Raw genomic sequence first — 624 nt, 5'->3', positions numbered from 1 at the left:
AAAAGAAGTGGCGAAACGTGCAGCAAGTCGCGACGATTTTTTCAGTAATGTATTACCGACGTATCATCAACTAATGACGGAGTTGATGGATGCAAGAAGCTCGCACTTGCATGAACAATCACAGTTCTTCCAAGGCTTCTTAACCCAAGAAGGCTTGATTGAAGAGTCACGCTTTGCGCCAATGTACGGCATTTATGGCATGGCTGAAGCGGTCAACTTACTTCTTGAAAAAGAAGGGCAAACCTCCCGCTACGGACAAGACGAACGTGCAAATGCATTAGGCCATGAGATTTCAGCGACACTAGCGACATTGGTTGATTCTACGGCTGTGAGATATGGCTTAGAGGGCAAAGCGTTGTTGCATGCTCAAGGTGGTATCAGTCTCGATCTGGATGTAACGCCAGGTGTGCGCCTTCCTTACGGTAACGAGCCAGACCCTGTTACTTATGTACAAGCAACTGCGGCGCATCATCAATATTATCGAGCGGGTATCAGCGATATTCTAACGATTGATGAAACGGTGAAGTCAAACCCAGAAGCCATGTTCAATTTATGCAAGGGCGCGTTGAACGCGGGGTATCGAGAGTTCACCGCAAACGTCACATCGAATGATTTAGTTCGAGT

Annotated in this window: 1 protein-coding gene; it reads left to right on the top strand. The window is 47.1% G+C overall.

Translation table 11 applies throughout. The annotated features are described in order from the left end of the window. Positions 1–624, top strand: a 624-nt coding sequence (locus tag R8O11_RS28925; RefSeq protein WP_318195085.1) for a glycyl radical enzyme domain-containing protein, incomplete at both ends; no start/stop codon positions are given.

It is taken from the genome of Vibrio sp. 1288 (assembly GCF_033344475.1).
This window is presented reverse-complemented; position numbering and strand designations above follow the sequence as displayed.